This window comes from Nonomuraea sp. NPDC003709, from assembly GCF_040610775.1.
Lineage (GTDB): Bacteria > Actinomycetota > Actinomycetes > Streptosporangiales > Streptosporangiaceae > Nonomuraea > Nonomuraea angiospora_A.
The window spans coordinates 55,220-71,017 of record NZ_JBEXMW010000038.1 but is presented as its reverse complement, the minus strand read 5'-3'; the positions used below and the strand labels follow the sequence as shown (position 1 = coordinate 71,017).

The following is a 15,798-nucleotide window of genomic DNA, read 5'->3' as shown; positions in this document are numbered from 1 at the left end:
CGCCCTCACAGATACAAGCGCAGAAACCGCGCCACGAATATGGCGGCAAAGCCACCTGTGCTCACCCGGCTCAGCGGTGGACCATCGTTCCTCGGACGGGGGCAGTCTCCGGAGGACGGGTGGGGGATCACGATCATGCGGAATCACCGTCAAGGCGCACGCAACAGCAGGCGCGCGACCACCGCGAAGAAGCGCTTCCGGGCCGGCGGCACGGATACTTCCACGTTCACCTTGACCAAGCATGACGTGTCCGTCGCGTCCGAGCCGCTGCGGAAGGACTGGCAGGCGTTCGCCGCGAAACCCGACGACGCCACCGCCAAAGCGGTGGCGAAGGCGCTGGAGAAGATGAGCCCGCGCCTCGCGCTCGCGTCCGTGCAGTCCATCGCCGAGACGCTGGCCGATCGCCCTGCGCTCGAGCGCAGCGCCATGTCCCGGCTCATCGCCTCCCGGCTCGACGGCGACGCCCTCCGCGGCTTCCTGAAGGCGACCGCCGCCGTACGTCTCACCCGCCCGGCGATGGAGACGCCGAAAACGCCGCAGCCGCCCGAGGAGCAGCCGGCGCCGCAGCACGAGAACCTGCTCCACGGCCTCGACCTCCTGCCGCCGAAGACGCTCGGGGAACTGCCCGTCAAGACCTCGCACGGCCGCGACCGGCAGCAGATCGAGGCGCTCGACCTCGCGTCGGACAAGATCACCGCCGACCTGGCCGGGTTCGAGCAGCGTATCGACGAGGTGCGCGACATCTCGGCCATGGGCAACCTCACGGAGGCGTTGAAGCTCGTCAACTCCCTCGGCGGCACGACGGGCTACTCGGACAGGCGCCGCGCCGAGATCAAGAAAAAGCTCGATCTGACGGACACGACACAGGCGCACCTCGTCGAGCAGATCGGCTTCCGCGCGGCCAAGACCCAGCGCACCGACAAGAGCGGCCTGTCGCCCCAGAACCAGCTGGCGGCCTCCTACTGGCGCACGAACTTCCGCGATAACCTGCAGGGCCTGCTGAAGGATCTGCAGGAGAAGGGGAAGCTGGGTCCGGGCGACCTCCTGGTCAACAGCCCGCGCGTGCTGCGCAAGCTCGAGATGATGGTGGGCCCCGACGTGGTGGCCGGGCTCAAGATCGAGCCGCTCGCCGGGGCGTCGGGCATCAGCGTGCTGAGCGGCACCGGCAAGTACGCCATCGACTGGAACAGCATCCTGCAGGAGCTCGGCGCGACGCCGTCGGCGTACCAGCTCTACGAGCTCATGGACGCGGGCAAGGAGTCGCCCCCGACCGACTTCAAGGTCGACACGCGGGCCGACCTCGCGGAGCTCATCACCTCCGGCCCGTTCTCCCGCCTGCAGGAGATCGCGCGCGGCAAGAGCGAGCTGGCGCCGGTGTGCGCCATGATCGAGCACCTCGTGCTGGGCCTCACCGACGAGCTCGGCCCCTCTCGCTACGACGGGCTGACCGCCAACGCCCTGAACTCGCTGAGCCGGCTCCTCGGCATCGTCGTGCAGAACGAGCGCAACCCGTCGGTGGCGATGCGCGCGGTCGACCTCATGATGGACGAGATCGGCATCGTGGTCGCCGTGGCCAAGAACTACACGCGGGTCGACTATCAGGACACGATGCGCCAGGTCCTGCTGGAGCGGGCGCCGGGCATCGCACCGCTGGTGGACAGGCAGGAGGTCCAGCTCGACAGCCACCTCATGACGAGCGGCATGGACGCGCTCGGGACGGCGCTGTCGATCGCGCTGTCGTCGCGGGACCACGATCAGGTCACGCGTTCCACCAAGGACATCGACTACTTCGAGACCGATCTGCTGCTCACCAAGCTCAAGAAGGGCGAGGCGGTGCGTCCGCGCAACGACGTCCTGGTCGCGGCGCTGAATCCGAGCACGCCCTTCGACGCTCCATCAGCGGACAAACTCGTGGCCGACGTGCGCGATGCTCTGAAGGCGCGCAAGAAGGGTGACCCGCCGTTCGCGCTGATACTCGACAGCACCATCGAGGTCGCGCCCAAGTCGCCCGGCGGCAGGACCCAGCTCGACGTCGTGCTCGACGGCCTCAAGGGCGCCATCGCCGACGGCACGCTGGAGGTCTTCCTGTGCAAGAGCTTCCAGAAGTACGCCTCGTTCGGCACCGGCAAGGTCGCCGCCGGCGATCTCACGATGCTGTCCAAGAGGGGCAACCTCGACTCCGCGTCCGCGCGGGCCGAGACGCTGCTGCAGGACCGCGCCCTCGATCTCGCCCGCAGCGACGAGACGCAGCTCGTGGTGCACATGTTCAAGCACGGACATCGAGACGAGCTGGAGCTGATCCGCACCGCCGCCGACAACGCCAAGTTCGTGGACGAGTTCTGCTGGCCGATCAACGGGCAGGACCGCACGCGCGGGTCCACGTACGTGGACGGCATCCCCCTGCTCCTGCGCGCGCCGATCAAGGCCGACGACCTGTTCAAGAAGCTCGTCACGATCGATCAGCGCGACAGCTTCTCGTTCCTGCGGACGTCGTACGTCGGCGGCATCCCCGGGCCGTACGGTGCGGACAAGGCTGAGGAGAGGTGGTACGTGCGCATCAACACCGGCCACGAGTCGAAGCAGGCCATGGTCGAGAACTTCTACGCGTTCGGCCATCTGGAGAGCGACACGCTCCCTGGCGAGAAGAGGTCAGACGGCAAGGTCGACCTCGACCAGCTGGACATCAAGATGGTGCACAAGCACCTGGAGGCGCTGGCCCTCGCTCCGGACGGTACCGACACCGCGCAGTACCGGAACAGCATCAGGGCCTCGTACTGCGCGTTCGCGGCCCAGAACCTGCGGCCCAAGGCCAGTGCGCTGCCGCTGCTCAGAGACTTCTTCGCGAGCCCGGCGCCAGACGTCACGATCGAGACCCAGCGCTATCTCGCCGGCGAACTGCTCTCGATGACGGGAACGATCCTCGACGCGCGTCTCCTCCCGTCGCTGGTTCGCGCGGCCGCGGTGCTCCCGGCCTGGGAGTTCAAGGCCATCGCCGGCAAGCTCAAGGCCAAGCTCGCGAGCGCCGACAAGTCACCGGACGCGATGAGGCTGCGCGCGATCGTCGACCGGGCACTTCAGGAGCCGGTGTCGTAGGCGCTCTGAGCATCAGGGAGCCGCAACTCAGACAAGCGCGCCACGAATGTGGCGGACAGGGAACCTTTGCACGCTCGGCCAGAAGGTGGACGATCGATCGGTCATCAGGCGGGGGGAGCCTTGAGCAGAATGGCTGGGGGGTCATGAAAAAGAAACCGACCATCGGCGCGACCAAGAACAAGCGTCAGCGCAGGCGTACGATCGGCGGACCAGAAAAGATCACGCCTGGCATATCCGACATGTCTGACTTGCCTATCACGAAGCGTGACGTGTCCGTCGCCTCCGCACCGATCTCCACATCGACGCCGCCGGGCTGGCAGAAGTTCACCGAGAAGCCCGACCCGGCCACCGCCAAGGTGGTGGCGAAGGCGCTGCAGGACAAAACGTTCTCCGCGCAGCGCATGGCCGAGATGCTGGCCCAGCGCTCGGCGCATGAGCGCAGCACGATGTCGCGGCTCATCGCGACGCAACTCAGAGGCAACCTCGCCCTCGACTTCCTGAAGGCGACCGCCGGGGTTCGTCTCGTCAAGCCCAAGACGCCGCAGAAGCAGCCTGAGGGCGATCGCGCGCCGGGCCGCAACGAATCGTTCGAGGCGCTCGACCTCGCCACGCCGGTCAAGAGCACCGTCGACCTGGTCGAGCTCGCGAAGCGGACCGACGACGCGGACGACGCCTCGTCGATCGCCTACCTCAAAAAGGCGTTGGCTGACATCACCTTGATCAGCAGCGGCGAGGAGCCGTACTCGGAGCTGCGCCGCACGGCACTCAGGAAGGTGGCGGCCCCCGCGCAGGAGCACATCGTCAAGCAGGTGGGCTTCCGTACGGCGGGCAGCAAGCGCACCGGCCAGAGTAACCTGACGACCCAGCACGACGTCGAGTCCAGCTACTGGCGCACGTCCTTCGGCGAAGCCCTGGACGACTTCGCGGAGAAGCTGCAGGTGGACCACAAGCTGCAAGAGGGCGACATCCTGGTCAACAGCCCGCGCGTGCTGCGCAAGCTCGAGATGGTGCTGGACCCGAAGGTGCTGGCCAAGCTCGAGATCCGGCCGCTCAAGGGGGATACGGGCATCAGCGTGCTGAGGGGCGCCAGCGACCCCTCCTTGAAGTGGAAGGAGATCCTGGAGGGGATCGGCGCGACGCCGTCGGCGTACCAGCTCTACGAGCTCATGGACGCGGGCAAACCCTCGCTTCCGCCGAACTTCACCGTCGACACGCACGCCGACCTCGCGCAGCTCATCACTTCCAGCGCGTTCTCCCGTCTGCAGGACACCGCGCGCGGCAAGGGCGAGCTGGCGCCGGTGTGCGCCATGGTCGAGCACCTCCTGCTCGGCCTCACCGACAAGCTCGGCCCGGACCGCCGCGACGCGCTGACCGCCGACGCCCTGCGCTCGCTGGGCCGGCTCCTCGACATCGTCGTCGAGGAGCCGAACCCGTCGACGGCGTTGCGCGCGGTCGACCTCATGATGGACGAGATCGCCGTCGTGCTCGCCGCTGCCAAGAACTACGGACGTGTCGACTATTGGAAGACGATGCAGGACGTCCTGCTGAAGCGGGCGCCGAGCATCGCGCCGTACGTCGGCAGGGAGATCGAGCTCAGCAGCCACCTCATGACCAGCGGCATGGACGCGCTCGGGACGGCGCTGTACATCGCGCTGTCGGGGCGGCGCACCGACCAGGTCTCGCGGCCCACCGAGGGCATCGACTACTTCGAGACCGGGATGCTGCTCGGCAACCTCAAGAAGGGGGAGATAGCGAAGCCGCGCGAGGATGTCATGGTCGCGGCGCTGAACCCGAGCACGCCCTTCGAGTCGTCACCGGCGAAGACCCTCGTGGATGGCGTGTTCAAGAGCCTGAAGACACGCAAGCGGGATGACCCGCCGTTCGCGCTGATACTCGACACCACCGTCGAGGACGGGCTCGACCCGTCCACCGGCCGGACCCGGCTCGACGAGGTGCTCAACGGCCTGAAGGACGCCATCGCCGACGGCAGCCTCGAGGTCTTCCTGTGCAAGAGCTTCCAGAAGTACGCCTCCTTCGGCACCGGCAAGGTCGCCGCCGGCGACCTCACGGTGTTGTCGAAGCAGGACGGCTACGCATCCCAGCGCACGCAGGCAGAGGCGCGGCTGCAGGAGCTCGACCTCGATCTCGCCCGGCATGACGAGGGACAGCTCGTGATACACATGCTCAAGCACGGCAACCAGGACGAGCAGGCGCTGATGCGCAGCGCCTCCGGTAACGCCGAGTTCGTGAACAGGTTCTGCTGGCCGGTCACGCATACGGACCTGGGGTCTCCGTACGTGGACGGCATCCCCCTGCTCCTGCGCTCGAAGCCCGAGGGCGAGATCGCCGCGCTGTTCCAGAAGCTCGCCCTGGTCGACTGGCGCGGCAGCTTCTCGTTCCTGCGGACGTCCTTCGTCGACCTGATCCCGGGGCCGTGGGGAAAACCGACAGAAGGTCAGCAAGAGGACTGGTACACGCGCATCAACACCGGCCACGAGTCGAAGCAGGCGATGGTCGAGTACTTCTACGCGCTCGGCCACCTGGCGACCGGTATGCCCCCTGGCGAGAAGAAGCCGACGACGGAGGCCAGCCTGACCCTGAAGGGCGTGAAGGACCACTGGAAAGCGCTGGGCCGCGTCAAAGACGAGGACGATGCCGACATCGCGCGGTACCGGGACAGCATCATGGCCTCGTACTGCGCGTTCGCGTGCCAGAACGTGCTGTACAAGCCGGACGTGCTGCCGATGCTCATCGCGTTCTTCGCGACGCCGACGACCGGCGTCTCGATCGAGACCCGGCGCTATCTCGCCGGCGAGCTGATCGCGATGACGAATCTGACAGGCGTGAAATCCCTCGATCCCGACGCCCTCAGGGTCCTGTGTGGGCAGGCGATAGCGGATTTCACGACCCCCGGCATGGAAGAGCCCGACGCGACCGTCGCCCTGGCGGCGCTGCGTCGCGCGGTGGAGGTCCTCCCCAGCTGGTCGATGAAGCCCTTCGCCCAAGTGCTCAAGGACAAGCTCCGGCTCAAGCCCGAGCCCCGCGACGATTCGGAGGAGGAACACCGGATGCGAGATCTCATCGACCGAGCCCTCAAAGCCTGAGGCCGACGGGCGATCAGCCGGTCGATCACGATACCCGGGACGCCGCGAGATCGACACCCGGCGCACGAACAGGCGTCCCGGGTGTCATCGCCCGTCTCGGAGAGCGACCGCTTCGGCGCGAGACAGTACCTGCTCCAGTTGTGCTGGATCGGCCGCGCCGCCCGCCGACAGGACGGTGCCGGTGCGGTCGGTCACCACCACATACGGCGGCCACGGGATGTCGTTGCGGTCGAAGACATCCGGGTCCACGATCACGGGCAGCCCGGCGCCACCGTATCCCTCCACCGCGCTGACCAGCGCGACATCCAGGCGGTCGGCTGTCGCGACGAACTCCGGCAGCATCGCCTTGCACAACCCGCACGCCGGCGAGACCAACGCGTACATCGTCCGGTCGCCTGCCGGCTCCGGCCTGCCGTTGAGCGCGAAGTGCGTGCCGGGACGCGGCCCGTACGAGGCTCTCTCCGCACGTAGCAGCCGCGCGGGCAGGAAGGACAGCCCGAGCAGGACCGCCGCCACCGGAAGCTGAACGGGCGCGAACGCGACCGGCCCGGTCAGAGCCGCCGTCACCGCGAGGACCAGCAGCAGACCGGTACGCACCAGCGTGCCGGCCCCGACGAGGTCGCGGCCGCCGAAGCACCCGCAGTCCACGGCCATCCGGCGCCGCATCACGGAGGCCATGGCCGCCAGGAACGCGGCGAACAGGACTGCCGCCACCACGGCGCCCCACCGCCGGCCGCCTGGAGCGAGCAGCAGCCCGCCGGCGGCCAGCTCGGCCACGAGCACGCCCACCGCGGCCGGCCTGGCCAGGCTGCCCGGCAGCACCTGGTAGCCGGCCACCGACCGGGCGAAGCCGGGCACGTCCCGCAGCTTGACCAGCGCCGCGACCAGCAGCACCGCGGTCACGGCGAGGTACGCCGACTCGGCGACGATCATGGCACCGTCTGGTGGTAGGCCGAGGCCTGCAGCTCGTACAGGCCGGCGTACTGGCCGTCGCGTTCCATCAGCTCGGCGTGCGTGCCCTGCTCGGCGATCGCACCGCCGTTCAGCACGTAGATGCGGTCGGCGTAGCGGACGTTGGCCAGCCGGTGGGTGATGAGCACGACGGTGCGGCCGGCGGCGTGGCCGCGGATCCGCTCGAACAGGGCGTGCTCGGCACGGGCGTCCAGGGCCGAGGTCGGCTCGTCGAAGATGACCAGCGCGGCATCGTCGCGGTAGAAACCGCGTGCCACGGCGATGCGCTGCCACTGGCCGCCCGACAGGTCGTGGCCACCCCGGAAGCGGCGGTCGAGCAGCGCGTCGTAGCCGTCGGACAGCCGTGCCACCACCTCGTCGGCACCCGCCGCGGCGGAGGCGGCGGCAAGCCGATCCTCCTCCAGGGGGTGCCCCATGACGATGTTCTCGCGGACGGTGAGCGGCCAGCGCGTGTGATCCTGGGCGATCACGGAGATCCGCCGCCGCAACGCGTCACCGTCGAACGCGTCGAGGTCCACGCCGTCCCAGCGGATCGTGCCCTCCTGCGGCTGGTACAGCCCGGCCAGCAGCTTGGCCAAGGTCGTCTTGCCGGAGCCGTTCTCGCCGACCAGGGCGATGACCTCGCCCTGGCCGACCGTCACGCTGACGCCCGACAGTGCGGGCCGGTCGGCTCCGGGGTAGGTGAACGTGACGTTCTCGGCCGTCAGCAGGCTGAACGGCGCCGGCTCGGCAGGGGTTGCCGGCCGCGGGGGGACGCGCTCCCGGGCGATCTCGCAGAAGGCCAGGTAGTCGCCGAAGTAGAGGCCTGCCTCGTAGAGCCGGTTCATGGTCTGGATCAGGGCGGTGAGCGACACCTGCCCAGTCCTGATCGCCAGCACGGCCGCGCCGGCCACTGACAGCGGGATCACGCCGATGGCCAGCAGCGCGCCGAGCACCACGTACACGCCGGCTGTGGCCAGGCCGCTCAGCAGGTCGCCGCCCGCCTTGGTCGCGGCCCGCCGCCGTGCCACGTCGAGTTGAACGTCCTGTTCCAGGTCGGCGACCTTGGCGTACTGGCCGAGCAGGAAGTCCCGGAGCGTGAACGCCCGCACTTCGGCGGCGGGCTGCCGTTCGGCCATCAGGTCCGACAGCATGAACTTGCGCCGCCGCGCGGCGGACAGCCGGTAGAACGCCTGGTAGCCCAGCCGCGCCATGCGTACCGCGGCCCATCCCGCCGGCACGGCGGCGACCAGCAGCAACGGCATGAGGACCGGGTGCAGCAGGCCGAGCGCCACGGCCGAGGCCAGCACGCCCACCGCGCCGGTGACCGCGGCGATCGTCGTCTCCACCACGGTGGCGGTGTCGGGCACGCCGCTGTCGCGGGCCCGGCGCATCGCGTTGTGGAAGTCGTGGTCGTCGAACGCGGCCAGCTCCACCCGGGTGGTCAGCTCGAACAGGCGGGTCTCGGCCAGCCGTTCGACCAGCGGTTTGAGCCTGGCCTGCGCCCATCCGGCACCGGCCAGCAGCGCTCCGCGCAACCCGGTGGCGGCGGCCACGAGCAGCAGCGAGGGCAGCGCGGTCCATACCCGATCGGGTGTGGGACCGCCGGCCAGCAGCGAGGCCAGCACGTCGGAGGTGGCCACCAGGCCGAAGACCGTGAAGACGCCGGCCGCGAGGTTGCCCGCCAGGGCCACGACCGTGTCGCGGGGACTGGCCTCCCACGCCATCCGCAACGCGGCGGCCACCAAGGACGGCAGCCTGCGGGCGATCGTACCGAGGGTGGCGGTCAGCAGGTGCTCGTCGTGGCTCTCCCAGTACGCGACCACGAGCCCCGAACGGTCGTCCGGGACGCTCGTCCTGCGTCGGCGACGCCAGAGCCTCACGCGAGGGCGCCGTTCGGAAACCGGCGCGCCAGAGATCCCCCCATCACGCACGTCAATCTAGAAGATCCAACTCCCACTGTAAAGGCGCATGTAAACACATTTTTGGCTGTTACGGCTACCTCTGGACATGCTTCCGGATATATGCACATAATGCGTCCGTTTGCTTGCGACGCGGGAACATCTAGCCGGTTCCTGGTCGCAGGCGGAGCGCGGGAAAGGTGCCTACCGGCGCCATCCCGAGGCTCGGATCCCTACGTCGGCCGCCCAAAGGTGGCCAAGGAAGGAGCCCTTATGTCGGTCCTCGCCCTGGAGCCCCGCGACGCCGGAGTCCTGGAGTACGAAGACCTCGCCGTCGACTTCGAAGGCGAGCTGAACAAGCTGCTCCACGGCCCCCAGGCCTGCGTCAACACCTGCAAGCGTACGGTCTGCAGCAGCTTCCCGTGCTGCCCGTCCATCGTGTGAAGCACCTGATCCCACGCGGTCAAGCGTGGTGACGTGAGGTGCTGGGGAAAGGCCGTCGGCGGTGCTCTGATGGCCTTTTTCTCATATCAGGCCGATGCGCTCCGTTATCGAGGGATGACCGTGGACTTTAATGTGCTCGACCGCCTTACCCAATTTGCAGAGTCGAATGGTAGGGAAATATACGAGGACGACACGTGGATCAGCGTTCACGACCCTCACCACGACATTCCGTTGCAGGGCTGGAAAATCCACATTTCCGCACGTCCCGGCACCCTCAACGACACCCTTGACCGCGCGTTGCCGATCCTGGCCGGCACCGGCTGCGCCTTCAAGGTCGCCCGGTCCACCCACAGGCTCATGGAGCTCAACTCCGGCGACGTCGACCCGGGAGCCGTGGGCAAGGCCATGACGGTCTACCCGGAGCAGGATGCGGTGGTCGAACTGGGCCACGCCCTCGCCGACGCCCTGTCCGGGCTGTCGGCCCCGCGCATCGTCAGCGATCGGCGGGTCCGCCCCGACGCTCCGGTGTACTACAGGTATGCCCCGTTCGCCCCGCAGTACCGCGTGGACGAGAACGGCGACTTCGAGCTGATCGTGATCGGGCCGGACGGCGAGCAACTGCCGGGCGCGGCCGGCCCCGAGTTCACCTGCCCGCCCTGGGCCACCGACCCGTTCCGTCCCACGGAGCCTGCCGGGGCCGGCCCGTCGGAGCCTGACGAACGGCCGTCGCCGGGAACGCCGGGAACGCTGGGAACGCTGGGAACACTGCCGCCCGCGCAGACAACCGGGCAGGCCGCCGACGGAGGCAGCGGGCGGCTCATCGGCGGCCGGTACCGCGTGACGTCCGGCGTCGTGCGTGGCCCGCGCGGAAACGTCTACCGCGCCACCGACGCCGCCGGGCGGCGGGTCGTGGTCAAGGAGGCCCGCGCGTACGTCGGGGAGAACGTCGAGGGCTGGGACCTGCGGATGTACCTCCGCAACGAGCTGCGCGTCCTCCAGGCGCTCACGGGCCTGGCAGGCGTTCCGGAGCCGATCGACCACTTCCGGCACGGCGAGGACGAGTTCCTCGTCATGACCGACGCGGGCAGCCGCGACCTCAACCGATTCGTCGCGGAGAACGGCCTGTTCACCGAGGAGCCCGCCACCGGCGAGCGCGGCCTCGGCACACTCGCCGTCCGGCTGCTGGAGGTGATCGACGCGGTGCACGCGCACGGCGTCGTCATTCGCGACCTGTCGCCCAAGAACGTCGTGCTCGGCGAGGACGGCCGCTGCACCCTGATCGACTTCGGCAACAGCAGGTACGACGGGCTGCAGCTGCCCGGCTGGAGCCGCGGCTACAGCGTTCCCGACCAGCACACCGACCGTGCCTCCGTGCCCGCCGACGACTACTTCTCGCTGGGCGCCACCCTGTTCTTCGCGGCCACCGGGATGAACCCGATCATGATCGGCCCGGACCCGGTCCGCAACGTCGAGCGCACGCTCATGTGCCTGGCGGGGATGTTCCCGGACGTCACGACGGGCGTCCTCGGCCTGCTGCCCGGCCTGCTGAGCCTCGACCCCGCCGACCGCACCGCCGCCGCCGCCGAGCTCAGACCCGCCCACGGACCGGCTCCTGCCGACCGGCCACGCCCCGTACCGGCCGTGACCGGCTTCGGCGAAAGGCGGCCCGCCACCGAACAGGCGCAGGCGGGACGGTGGAAGCCGCCCTCCCCGCCCAGGCTCACCGGAGAACTGCTGACCAAGGCGCTCGACCACACCGTGCGCGAGTGCGCGGCCTTCGCCGAGCAGCTGATGGCCGCGCCCGAGGACGCCCGCCGGGAGAGCCCGCCGGTGACCAACGTGTACGGCGGCAGTGCCGGAGTCGGCATGGAACTGCTGCACCACCCGGAGGCCAAGGCCGTGGCCGCCGACCTGGCCCGGTGGACGGCCCGCGTGATGCCGCCCGCCAAGCTCCCGCCCTCGCTGTACTTCGGCCGTACCGGAACCGCGCTGTTCCTGACCGCGGCCCGTCTGAGCGCCGCGCCGGATCTGGCGGCGCCGGCCCCCGTCACCATCGACGGCCCGCAGCGGGCCGACCAGGCACACGGCGTGGCAGGCATCGGCTCGGGCCATTTGGCCCTGGCCGCCATCGATCCCGGCGATGCCCGGCATCTGCGGATCGCCGCCGAGTGCGCCCGGCTGCTGATCGCCGGTGAGGTCACGCGGTCGCAGGACGCCGTGGCACCCGCCCAGCCCGGCTCCGGCGTGTCGGTCGACACGGCGTACGCCCACGGCGACGCGGGCTGCGCGGACTTCCTGCTCTCCTACCACGCGGCCACTGGCGACCGAGCGGCGGGCGAGGCGGCCCGGGAGCGGCTGGCGGCGCTGGCCGTCCAGGCCGATGCGCTGATCGGCGAATTGCACGGCCCGGATGCCCGAGCCATGGGGGCCTCCTGGTGCCAGGGCATGTCGGGCATCACCGGCACGCTGGCCCGCGCGGCCCGCGCGTACGGCGAGGACCGCTACCTGGAGCTGGCCGAGCGGGGCGCGCGGGCGTGCCTGGTCGTCGCCCCGCAAGCCTGGGTGGTCTCTCAGTGCTGCGGCCTGGCCGGCATCGGCGAAGCGCTGATCGACCTGGCGATGGTCACGGGCGATGACGACTACTGGCGCCACGCCGAGAACATCGCCGAGCAGATGCTGGTACGGGCCGGCGGCGAGCCGGCGCAGCCGGTCTTCCCCGGCAACGACCTCGACAAGGCGGCCTACACCTGGAGCACCGGCACCGCGGGCGTCCTGTCGTTCCTGCGCCGCCTCGACCGCCGCTCGGGAACGCGGCTGTGGACGGCCGACTGGCAGCTGCCCGAATCGGACCGGGCAGCGCAGAACGGGAGAGGGAACTAGAGGACCGCGCCGGCCCCGCCAGATCAACACTGCCGCGCCGGGGGCGGAGCGAGTGCCGCAGATCCCTCGAGGCAGGCGGAGTGGCGGCGACCGGCTTTCAGGAGTGCCCGATGATTCGATGTGGCCGGTACGGGGCCTCCAGGCGGGCCGCCTCCTCTTCGCTCAGGGACACCTCCACCGCCGCGATCGCGTCGTCCAGATGGCCCACCTTGCTCGCCCCGACGATCGGCGCGCTCACACCAGGTCTCCCGAGCAGCCATGCGAGCGCAAGCTGCGCCGGAGGCAGTCCTCGTTCGTCAGCGACCGCGCGCAACACGTCGACGACGTCGAAGTCCGCGTCCTCGTACATGCTGTCGGCCAGCGGGTCGCTGCCGGATCGGACCGTGCGCCGCCGGCCGTCGCGGTGGCGGCTGCCGGTGAGCAGTCCGCGTGCCAGCGGGCTCCACGGGATGGCGCCCACTCCCTGGTCCAGGCAGAGCGGGAGCATCTCTCGCTCCTCCTCCCGGTACACGAGGTTGTAGTGGTTCTGCATCGACGCGAATTTGGTCCAGCCGGCCGCCTGAGCGGTGTGTTGTGCCTTGGCGAACTGCCAGGCGTACATGCTGGAGGCGCCGATGTAACGCGCCTTGCCGGCCCGCACCACGTCGTGCAGGGCCTCCATGGTCTCCTCGATCGGCGTCTCGTCGTCCCAGCGGTGGATCTGGTACAGATCGACATAGTCGGTTCCGAGCCTGGTCAGCGAGGCGTCGATGGCGGACAGCACGTGCTTGCGGGACAGCCCTCGGTCGTTCGGGCCCGGCCCCGTCGGGAAGTAGACCTTCGTGGCGAGAACGTAGTCGTCGCGGCGGGCGAAGAGCTTGCCGAGCAGCCGCCCGGTGATCTCCTCGCTCACGCCGTCGGAGTACATGTCGGCGGTGTCGAAGAACGTCACACCGGCCTCGACCGCGCGCCGCACGATCGGCTCGGCCGCGTCCTCGCGCAGCATCCACTCCCGAGAACCCGGATCGCCGTACGTCATCATGCCCAGGCAGATCCGCGAGACCTGCAGTCCTGACGAGCCCAGCTTCACGTATTGCATGGCGTCTTACCTTCCTGTGAGAGCGCGGTCTTCACCGCGGAGGCCGAAAGTTCCCGACGGAGCGGCGAACACGCAGGCGACCAGCATGGCGGCGGCCAGCCCGTCGATGCCGGGCGGCATGACCCCTATCGTCGGCCAGCCCGTAATTTAGGAGAATGGCGAATCGAAAGATCAGACCCGAGCGGGCATACGAATCCAAGGGGATCGACGCCCTCGACCTTCGTATCCTCGCCGAGCTGCAGGTCGACGCCAGAGTGAGCTTCGCCGAACTGGGCCGCCGGGTCGCCCTGTCGGCCCCCGCGGTGGCCGACAGGGTGCAGCGGCTGGAGGAGACCGGAGTGATCACCGGCTATCACGCCGAGGTCGACCCGCGGGCCCTGGGCTTTCCGGTCACCGTGATGGTTCGCATCCGCCCCGCGCTCCGGGAAGTGCACCGCATCTCCAAGATCGCCCAGGAAGTCCCCCAGATCGTCGAGTGCTACCGGATGACGGGCGACGACTGCTTCTACTTCACGATGCACCTGCGGGCGGTCGACGAGCTCGAACCGATCCTCGACCTGTTCACCCCGTACGGTCACACGACCACGTCTCTCATCCACACCGCGCCCGTACCACGCCGCCCCCTGCCCCTGGAGTGATGCTCGGGCTCCCAATTCCAGTGGAGCGTTGATCGGCGAGCGTCCTCACGGAAACGGTGAGGAAACAACTCCTGCTCTATTACTGGCCCCCATGACGTACCGAACTTCACTGGCGGCGCTGGCCCTGGCGCTGGCTGGGTTGGTGGCGCATCCTCCTGCGGCGAGCGCCACCTCGAATCCCGACGTGTCTTCCGTGCAGTGGAAATCCTGCCCGGCCTACTCCGATGAGGTGATCCGCGGCCTGGGCGTGGCGGAGGACAAGGTCGCGGCCTTCCGCTCCTTGATGAAGCGCCTGGAGTGCGGGACGGTCAGCGTCCCGCTGAACCACCGTGACCCCGACGGGCGGAAGATCGACATCGCGGTGACCCGGCTGGCCGCCACGGACAAGGCCCACCGGCTCGGCGCCGTCGCCGTCCTGCCGGGTGGGCCGGGCAACAGCGGATACCTGGACCCGGTCCTGCGGGCCGCGCTCAGGAACGAGGAGATGGCCGGGCTCAACGAGCGGTACGACATCATCGGCTTCGACCCGCGCGGCGTCGGGTACAGCACCAAGGTCGCCTGCCCCCTCTCCCCGCAGGGCCCGCAGGAGCCCGGCGCGCTGACCAAGGAGACGGCCAGGAAGATCTACGACGCCCAGGTCGCCTCCAACGAGAAGTGCGGACGCTCCGACCCCGCCTTCCTCGGACAGCTCACCACCGAGAACGTGGCCAAGGACCTGGATCTGGTACGGACCGCGCTGGGCGAGCGCAGCCTCAACCTGCTCGGCTTCTCCTGGGGCACCTACCTGGGCATGGTGTACCGCAGCCTGTATCCCGGGCACACCGGACGGGCCTTCCTGGACAGCGTGGCGCCGCCGTGGACTCGTATCGACGAGCACGCCAAGGGCGCCGCGGAGGCGGCCGAGCGTAACTTCGGGCGCATGGCCGCCTGGCTGGCCCGCCGCGACGGGACCTACGGTCTCGGTGCCACCGCTCGGCAGGTGCGCGAGGAGGTGGCGAAGCTGGTCCGCGCGTACGACAAGAGCCCCAAGACCTACACCGACCTGCAGCGGCCCGTCGACGGTTCGGCCGTCGCCGACCTGGCCAGGCGCAACTCGACCGAGTGGGTACGCGCGGGCAAGGCGCTGGCCGAGCTGCGGACGGCGACGGGCGCCACCGCCCCGGCCACCGTCAAGGAGCTGCTCGGCGCGCCGATGATGGGGCCGTCCGTTCCCGGCGCGCCCGAAACGCTGAACATGACCATGAACCTGGCCGTCGCGTGCAACGAGGACAGCAGCCGGGCCGGTTTCGACACCGCCTGGCGTCAGTACCAGCAGCTCGTGAAGCGCCATCCGGCGACCGGCCGGGCCTGGGGAGTGCCTGCCATGTGTCCTGGCTGGCCGCTGCCGGTGCAGCAGGCCACGTTGAAGCGGGGCAGCGGGTCGCTGGTGCTGGCGGGACACCTGCACGAGTTCATGTCCGCCTACGACTGGACGCTGCAGACGCAGCGCGCCATCGGCGGCACCGTCTACACGGTCGCCGACGACGTGCACGTGTCAACCACCCGGGTGCCCAAGTGCGCCGCCGACGTGGTGCGGTACTTCGAGACGGGCCGGATCGGCAGAGGTTGCGAGGGCAGCCCGATCCCGAGCTGACCACCGCTCCCCCGGCCCGGCCGCAGCCGGTTTGCGGGGTGATCGGGCCGCTGCGCCTGCCGCCCTGCTCAGGGGG

9 protein-coding genes are annotated in these 15,798 nt (G+C 69.5%); 6 read left to right on the top strand and 3 right to left on the bottom strand.

What is annotated here, in order from left to right:
- Positions 1-135: 135 nt before the first annotated feature.
- Together ABZX61_RS59380 and ABZX61_RS59375 are read left to right on the top strand one after the other, a co-directional pair.
- Positions 136-3,093 (top strand): hypothetical protein, encoded by a 2,958-nt coding sequence (locus ABZX61_RS59380; protein WP_355210410.1) that lies wholly within the window; start codon positions 136-138, stop codon positions 3,091-3,093.
- A 239-nt stretch (positions 3,094-3,332) separates the two neighbouring features.
- Positions 3,333-6,197 (top strand): hypothetical protein, encoded by a 2,865-nt coding sequence (locus ABZX61_RS59375; RefSeq protein ID WP_355210408.1) that lies wholly within the window; start codon positions 3,333-3,335, stop codon positions 6,195-6,197.
- Positions 6,198-6,281: 84 nt separating this feature from the next.
- Here ABZX61_RS59375 and ABZX61_RS59370 read toward each other — a convergent pair whose 3' ends face one another.
- On the bottom strand, positions 6,282-7,130 hold the full coding sequence (locus tag ABZX61_RS59370; RefSeq protein WP_355210406.1) for a MauE/DoxX family redox-associated membrane protein: 849 nt from the start codon (positions 7,128-7,130) through the stop codon (positions 6,282-6,284).
- Positions 7,127-9,031, bottom strand: a complete 1,905-nt coding sequence (locus tag ABZX61_RS59365; RefSeq protein WP_355210403.1) for an ABC transporter ATP-binding protein — start codon at positions 9,029-9,031, stop codon at positions 7,127-7,129. Before ABZX61_RS59365 ends, ABZX61_RS59370 begins: the two co-directional genes overlap by 4 nt.
- A 291-nt stretch (positions 9,032-9,322) precedes the next feature.
- Here ABZX61_RS59365 and ABZX61_RS59360 point away from each other — a divergent pair, with 291 nt between their 5' ends.
- Both ABZX61_RS59360 and lanL read left to right on the top strand, forming a co-directional pair.
- Positions 9,323-9,493, top strand: coding sequence for an SflA family class IV lanthipeptide (locus ABZX61_RS59360; protein WP_165974944.1), 171 nt, complete (start codon positions 9,323-9,325; stop codon positions 9,491-9,493).
- 69 nt (positions 9,494-9,562) lie between these two features.
- The gene (lanL, locus tag ABZX61_RS59355) at positions 9,563-12,373 is read left to right on the top strand and encodes a class IV lanthionine synthetase LanL (protein ID WP_355210400.1); all 2,811 of its coding nucleotides are present in this window, start codon (positions 9,563-9,565) and stop codon (positions 12,371-12,373) included.
- 97 nt (positions 12,374-12,470) lie between these two features.
- On the opposite strand, the gene ABZX61_RS59350 is transcribed toward lanL, so the two are convergent.
- Positions 12,471-13,451 (bottom strand): aldo/keto reductase, encoded by a 981-nt coding sequence (locus ABZX61_RS59350; RefSeq protein ID WP_355210397.1) that lies wholly within the window; start codon positions 13,449-13,451, stop codon positions 12,471-12,473.
- A gap of 155 nt (positions 13,452-13,606) precedes the next feature.
- On the opposite strand from ABZX61_RS59350, the gene ABZX61_RS59345 reads away from it, so the two are divergent.
- Positions 13,607-14,089: an Lrp/AsnC family transcriptional regulator gene (locus ABZX61_RS59345; protein WP_350741683.1), complete on the top strand. Its 483-nt coding sequence runs from the start codon at positions 13,607-13,609 to the stop codon at positions 14,087-14,089.
- Positions 14,090-14,180: 91 nt separating this feature from the next.
- Positions 14,181-15,722, top strand: a complete 1,542-nt coding sequence (locus ABZX61_RS59340; protein ID WP_355210394.1) for an alpha/beta fold hydrolase — start codon at positions 14,181-14,183, stop codon at positions 15,720-15,722.
- Positions 15,723-15,798 lie beyond the last annotated feature (76 nt).

Coding starts and splice junctions, on each gene's coding strand:
- ABZX61_RS59380 (WP_355210410.1), top strand. CDS start 136: ATGCGGAATCACCGTCAAGGCGCACGCAACAGCAGGCGCGCGACCACC.
- ABZX61_RS59340 (WP_355210394.1), top strand. CDS start 14,181: ATGACGTACCGAACTTCACTGGCGGCGCTGGCCCTGGCGCTGGCTGGG.
- ABZX61_RS59360 (WP_165974944.1), top strand. CDS start 9,323: ATGTCGGTCCTCGCCCTGGAGCCCCGCGACGCCGGAGTCCTGGAGTAC.
- ABZX61_RS59350 (WP_355210397.1), bottom strand. CDS start 13,451: ATGCAATACGTGAAGCTGGGCTCGTCAGGACTGCAGGTCTCGCGGATC.
- ABZX61_RS59370 (WP_355210406.1), bottom strand. CDS start 7,130: ATGATCGTCGCCGAGTCGGCGTACCTCGCCGTGACCGCGGTGCTGCTG.
- ABZX61_RS59375 (WP_355210408.1), top strand. CDS start 3,333: ATGTCTGACTTGCCTATCACGAAGCGTGACGTGTCCGTCGCCTCCGCA.
- lanL (WP_355210400.1), top strand. CDS start 9,563: ATGGCCTTTTTCTCATATCAGGCCGATGCGCTCCGTTATCGAGGGATG.
- ABZX61_RS59345 (WP_350741683.1), top strand. CDS start 13,607: ATGGCGAATCGAAAGATCAGACCCGAGCGGGCATACGAATCCAAGGGG.